The following is a 5,660-nucleotide window of genomic DNA, read 5'->3' on the forward strand; positions in this document are numbered from 1 at the left end:
CAAAACATAATTATTATGATCCAAGAGGTGTTATGACTGATCACAATAAAGCCATAGACGATTTAAATTCAAGATATCAAGGTTTCTTGAAAACAAGAAATGCTCCTGCTAAAGTTGAATCAGAAGGACTGGCATTTGATGTAGAAAAAGCAGCAGGCGCAGCTGAGAAAAAAGCAGGAACTGCTATCAAAGAAAGAAATGAAAAAATCAATGATACTTATAAATAATAATGCACTGAGTCTAGTTTTAACTAGGCTTAGCGGCGATTAATGGTATATATTTCCTATCATAAAGCTATATTTTGGATCATTAATATAATCACTTTCAAAAGTTGATGAGCGTGATCTTAATGAGTCATCAGTATCCTTAACATTCTCTTTTAAAAACTTCTTGATTTTCAATAATGTATTTTTAGAAAACAATTTGCTTAACCTATCTCTGATTAAATACAAAAGACAACAAGTTATTAAAACACTAACAATAGATGCAAGTACTGCTAAATAAATAATTAAGTGCGCTTTATCCATCTTTATTCCTTTCAATTATAACTTATTCATATTTTTAATAAAATTATACCATATTTTAATAAATTTTGCAAGTATTTTTGCTATAAAATGCCTATTTTTTAGTGGTTTTAACGAGGTTCTTTTTTTATTTAACTTGGGAAAATCTTGCATGTGCTATTTTGTTTCTAGCATTAGAACCATCTTTACAAAACAATAGTCGCAATTCTTTTTATTAATTCATGAAGTGAAAATATATTTTCACATTTATTAAAATCAAGATTAAGCAAATTATTCACAATGTTATATTCTTTTTCTTTCATAGTTAAAACCTTTATAAAATTTTCTAAACTAAATAATTTTTAAAACATAGCAAGAATTATATTCAAGAATAGTTTAAAAATATTTTTTAAGATTTATCATGAATGTAGTTTTTATAAAATTAATTGCATTGATTGTCTTGATTTTATTAATATTAGATTTTTAATGATTTGTTTATTTTAATGTTTAATTATATCAAAAGCTTTTTTTATATGATTAATATAGAAAGACTTAATTTATTGGTGGCTGAAGGAATAAAGTGCTAGAAAAAATAAAATTGTATCTGGAAAACTATCGCATTCAAAAGGTATTGTTTGAATTATTAAATTTAGATTTAAAAGAACTAAACTATTCTTGGAATGATAATATTAATTGCTTCTCGTTTTCTGGGGGTATAATTAAGTTATTAAAGTTGAATGAATATTATATAAAATCTTCATTAGTATATACTAAAGATGGACAATGGCTACAAAAGCAAGATGATTTTATTGGTTTACTTAGCAATTTATTTAAACAAGATGAATATAAAGAAATAGATGATTTTGATTTAGGAGTTGTAAAATCAATTTCTTGCTCAAGTTCTAACAACGAAACTAATTATTTTGCTAATATTAATTTATATGAATCTAATATAGATCCTAGAGATATAATTTATTTATTTGGTTTTGATACTTTTCGAGCATTAAATAAAAAGGGTGGATGGGATTTACAGTCATGTATTAAACATTTTCAAGAAGATAAAATTTTAGAATTCACTTATTATGAGTGGGCTGATTGGTATGAATGGAATAATCATAATGGTTCTCATCATTTTGCGGTTGCTTTATACCACTTAAGGAACAACCAAGATAAATATAAAGTTAAAGCTAGGATAAAAATAGAAAAATTAAATCAATATAATTTAAAAAAACTTTTAGAAGAGTATGAAATTTTTATAACCCATGAGGATAATATATATAAAATAAATTCTTTATTTAATCAAATTTTTACAGCACAAGATTATAAAAATTACAAATTAAATAATGATAAGACATATGCAATAGTTTTCAAAAAAAATAAAATAAATAATTTTATTTTAAATATACTAAATAAACTAGATTCAAAGTATTTCTTTTATTGGAATAGGGAATTAAAAAAGCATTCAAATCCAAAATAATGCAAACCAAAAGCCACGCCTCTTTCGGTTCAATGTTTTTTGTTGCAATTGTATTAAGCTAAGACTAAGCGTGGTTTATTTATAATTATTTCGGTTTTTTAAGTGAGATAATCAACGAGTTTGATTATCTCGTTAATTAATTCTAAGACAAGAACTAAAAACTCAATGATCTTACTCATCATGCCTCCTTCTTATAACCGAAAGAGTAGCCATACTTAATACGCTTTAATTGTAGTATTTTTAAATGAATTTTTATTATCTTGTATTGTTTTATTTTACAAAAATTTTGTTTTAGCCTATTATTAATTGTTTATATGGTAAAATTGGTAAAATTCAGATAATTTAGAGTATACAGTTTTAGCCTATTATTAATTGTTTGTATGGTAAAATTGGTAAAATTCAGATAATTTAGAGCATACGGTTTTAGCCTATTATTAATTGTTTGTATGATAAAATTTTAGATTTTATAGGCAAAGCATTTATATTGTTTTAGCCTATTATTAATTGTTTATATGGTAAAATAGACTTATCTAAAAAGCCTATTTTATCAATGTTTTCACTTTCAAATAGTGTTTTTTACCCATTCAGATTCAACTATTGAAAGAACTCTTGCGGTTTTGTAAATATTATCATGCGGATTTAGTATAGTTCTCACGGCGTAATACTGTTCGTTTTTTACCTCTTCTTTTTCAACTACAACTATCGTATCAACTGATTCTTCTTGAAGTTTCAAAGGAATGTATAAAACTACTCTTTGCTTATAAGCTGCAGGAATAATCATCTTTTGAAGATTATAATTATCTTTGATGATTTTCAATTCACCATTAATAATGTGTCCTATGAACCTATCATTTAGTTTTTTCACAATTTCAGGTAATCGCTCTTTTCTCTCAAAAAGATGCAAATGATTTACCCTAAAATCCAATTTACTGTCAAAAATGATTTCATTTTTGAATGTATCATAATCGCTTAAAGATTTAGGTATTTCTAAATCATCTAAAACTCTATCTCCATTAGAACAAAATTTTCTAAAAATATATCCTCCATTTTCCTGCTTTTCAAAGCATGCAAATATTGGAAAAACACCTGTACTATACAAACCTGTATTGAAACATGCCTTTGTTTTGTCTTTATTATAAGTAATAATATCAGGATAGCTTTTATTTTCGTAAATGAACTCAAAATATTTAAATAGATAAGAAAATAAAATATTATTTCCATTTCCCCAAAATTCTTTTTGAGCTATATTAGAAAGCTCTTGGAGTGTATTTAGAAAATTTGGAAAATAGGCAAATTGAAACAACAAAGGTTTCTCTTCAACTTTGTTTTGAATTTGATCACGATTTGAAGTCTTGTTTCTTGTGGTAGCTTTTTTAACATAAACTAAAGAAGGTTTGTTTTCATCTTTTTCAAGATCAAAACCTGCTTCTATTAATGCCTTACTACAATTGATTTTTAAATCATATTTTCTTTTCAAATATTGACTGATATGTCCTGTAGTAACATGGTCAAATTTAGTTTTACTATCTTCATAGGCTTCTAAAATTAATTTTTCTATGTTTTTTTCCACGCTAAAAACCTAATTGTCCTTTCTTATAATCTTCTAAACCTTTCAATAGTCCAAAAAGTATGTCAGAATCAACCGCTCCTTCAATAGGAGTGCCTATTACTTTTCCTGTTGGAGTTAAAATATAAGTTGTTGCGAGTTAATTGCAAATCAACTAAATAAAATACATATATTACAAGTTGTTTTCAAGCAATATGTAATTTTATTTCAATATGTGATACACATTAATACAACTTTACTTCAAGTATAGTTTATGTTTATGTAAATTTTTATTTCAACTTAACTACACTTTTACTACAACATAACTACAACTTGAGTGCAAAAAAACGCTACTTGATAAACTGCATTTTATTTTCAACTTAACTACAACTTAACTACAACATAATTACAACTTGAATTCAACTTTATTACAATTATTTTCAACTTAACTACAATTTGAGTTCAACTTTATTACACTTTCACTACACTTTAACTACAAAAATGTGAAAATTTGCATGTTTTTTGAAGTAAAAGTGTAGTTAATATGTAGTTAATGTTATTTTTACTATAACTTGAGTGTAACTTTATTACAACTTAACTACAAAAAAGAGTTTGTTTAAAATACTATTTTATAGGGTTTTTAATATTAATTTAATTTTTATTGTTGAAAAAATATACTAAAAAGTGTAATAAAAAATAAAATATCAATATTTAGGGCTTATTATGTTAAAACCCTTATTTTTAGGTTCTTTTGCTTTTTTTGAAAAAAATGTAAAAAGTTGAGCCAATGGGCATAATGCAATAATATAGCCTAAATATAGGCGTTTAAATCTTATTGTTGTAGGCAAATTATGCTAATGTTTTACCGACATTTTGCGATTTGTAAAAAGCTTTTAAAATATCTATTTTGTAGGTTTTTAAGCATTGTTGATAATCGAGTTATTGTGTAAGATTTTTGGCAAAAATAGACTTTAGAGCTAAAAACTGCAAAATTTTCTTCATGGCGTGTATTTTTGATTGTGCTTGATTTATAGCGATAATATGAGAGCTAGGGCTTATTTTAGAAGTTCTTGCGAATTTTCAAAAATGCTTTGCAGTTTTGAAATGGGCTGTGGTTTTTGTTTTGTGTTGCGATTTTTGTAGGTTTTTTTGTGTTTTTTTGATTGCAAGTGGGTATCTTGAATGGATATAGGGTTTAAAATGACAGAATTAGCCTTTAAAAGGCTAAAATGATTTTTTTAATGTTTTTATCGTTTTAGGGTTATTTTTTTGATTTTTGGGCGTTTTTTGAAAGAATATCGATTAGTGTTTCAAAATCTTGGATTTCTGATTTGGTAATTTTGAATTTATCTTTGAGGGTTAGGAATTGATAGGCTGAAACTATATCAAGCTTTGGGTATTTGGCTTGTAAATCGATAATGCTCTCATGGTTTTTAACTCTTTTTAGTTTGGCAATAAAAGTGTTTTTTGTTTTTTTGATATAAGCTATAACAGCAGGTGTCATTTTGCTTTTGTTTTCATCTGTTTTGCCATAGATTGAGAGTATGAATGCTAGACAGCTAGTTATATTGATAAATAATTTATCGTTTTTCTCTTTGTGGATTATTTTGCTTATGTAGATTTTGGTAAACCAAGTTTCTATGGCTTTGTGCATTTTGTTTTTTCGCTTGGGCGTGTATTAGTTTTAGACATAAGTTTTCTTCTGTGGTTTTAGTGCTTTATGAAATTATACCGTATTTTTATTTAACTTGGGTATGAAATGAGTATTTTTATATATCAGGGAAAGTTTATGCTAGAAATATGTTTAAAAAATGGCAAAGATAGGGAGTAAATGAGAAAGAATGAGGCAATAAATAAGGCAATAAATGAGGGAATAAATGAGGTGATAAATGAGAGAAAGAATGAGTATAAAGGCTATAAGGATTTGTGTTAAGGATAGCGTTAAGATGAGATTTGAATGCGTAGAATGCAAGATAGGGAGGAATGGGAGATGGGGTATAAAGGGGGTGATAAATGAGGGGATAAATGATGAAAATTATTCAATGAAATGTAGCGGATAAAGAAGGGGGGATAAATGAGGTGATAAAGGGCGAGAAGAAGACTTTTCTATTTCAAAGGCTAAAAATACTTTAGG

The 5,660-nt window shown here is 26.2% G+C and carries 6 protein-coding genes; 3 read left to right on the plus strand and 3 right to left on the minus strand.

Features of this window, described 5'->3' with window-relative positions; translation table 11 throughout:
* Nucleotides 1-227 (plus strand): hypothetical protein (locus tag AJN58_RS09040; protein ID WP_148124195.1); only part of this gene is annotated, 227 nt, incomplete at its 5' end.
* 39 nt (nt 228-266) lie between these two features.
* Here AJN58_RS09040 and AJN58_RS09045 read toward each other — a convergent pair.
* The gene (locus AJN58_RS09045; RefSeq protein ID WP_070292205.1) at nt 267-527 is read right to left on the minus strand and encodes a hypothetical protein; all 261 of its coding nucleotides are present in this window, start codon (nt 525-527) and stop codon (nt 267-269) included.
* A 556-nt stretch (nt 528-1,083) separates the two neighbouring features.
* On the opposite strand from AJN58_RS09045, the gene AJN58_RS09050 reads away from it, so the two are divergent.
* Complete coding sequence (locus AJN58_RS09050) at nt 1,084-1,980, plus strand: DUF6685 family protein (protein WP_070283390.1); 897 nt, start codon at nt 1,084-1,086, stop codon at nt 1,978-1,980.
* Between the two features lie 562 nt (nt 1,981-2,542).
* Here the strand turns inward: AJN58_RS09050 and AJN58_RS09055 are convergent.
* Nucleotides 2,543-3,550, minus strand: coding sequence for a DUF3825 domain-containing protein (locus AJN58_RS09055; protein WP_070292084.1), 1,008 nt, complete (start codon nt 3,548-3,550; stop codon nt 2,543-2,545).
* A 1,237-nt stretch (nt 3,551-4,787) separates the two neighbouring features.
* Nucleotides 4,788-5,180, minus strand: a complete 393-nt coding sequence (locus AJN58_RS09060; RefSeq protein WP_070291910.1) for a hypothetical protein — start codon at nt 5,178-5,180, stop codon at nt 4,788-4,790.
* A gap of 235 nt (nt 5,181-5,415) precedes the next feature.
* On the opposite strand from AJN58_RS09060, the gene AJN58_RS10200 reads away from it, so the two are divergent.
* Nucleotides 5,416-5,586 carry a hypothetical protein gene (locus AJN58_RS10200; protein WP_002807115.1) on the plus strand — a complete coding sequence of 57 codons (171 nt, stop codon included), beginning with the start codon at nt 5,416-5,418 and terminating at the stop codon, nt 5,584-5,586.
* Nucleotides 5,587-5,660 lie beyond the last annotated feature (74 nt).

This window comes from Campylobacter sp. BCW_4321, assembly GCF_001763075.1.
GTDB lineage: Bacteria > Campylobacterota > Campylobacteria > Campylobacterales > Campylobacteraceae > Campylobacter_D > Campylobacter_D jejuni.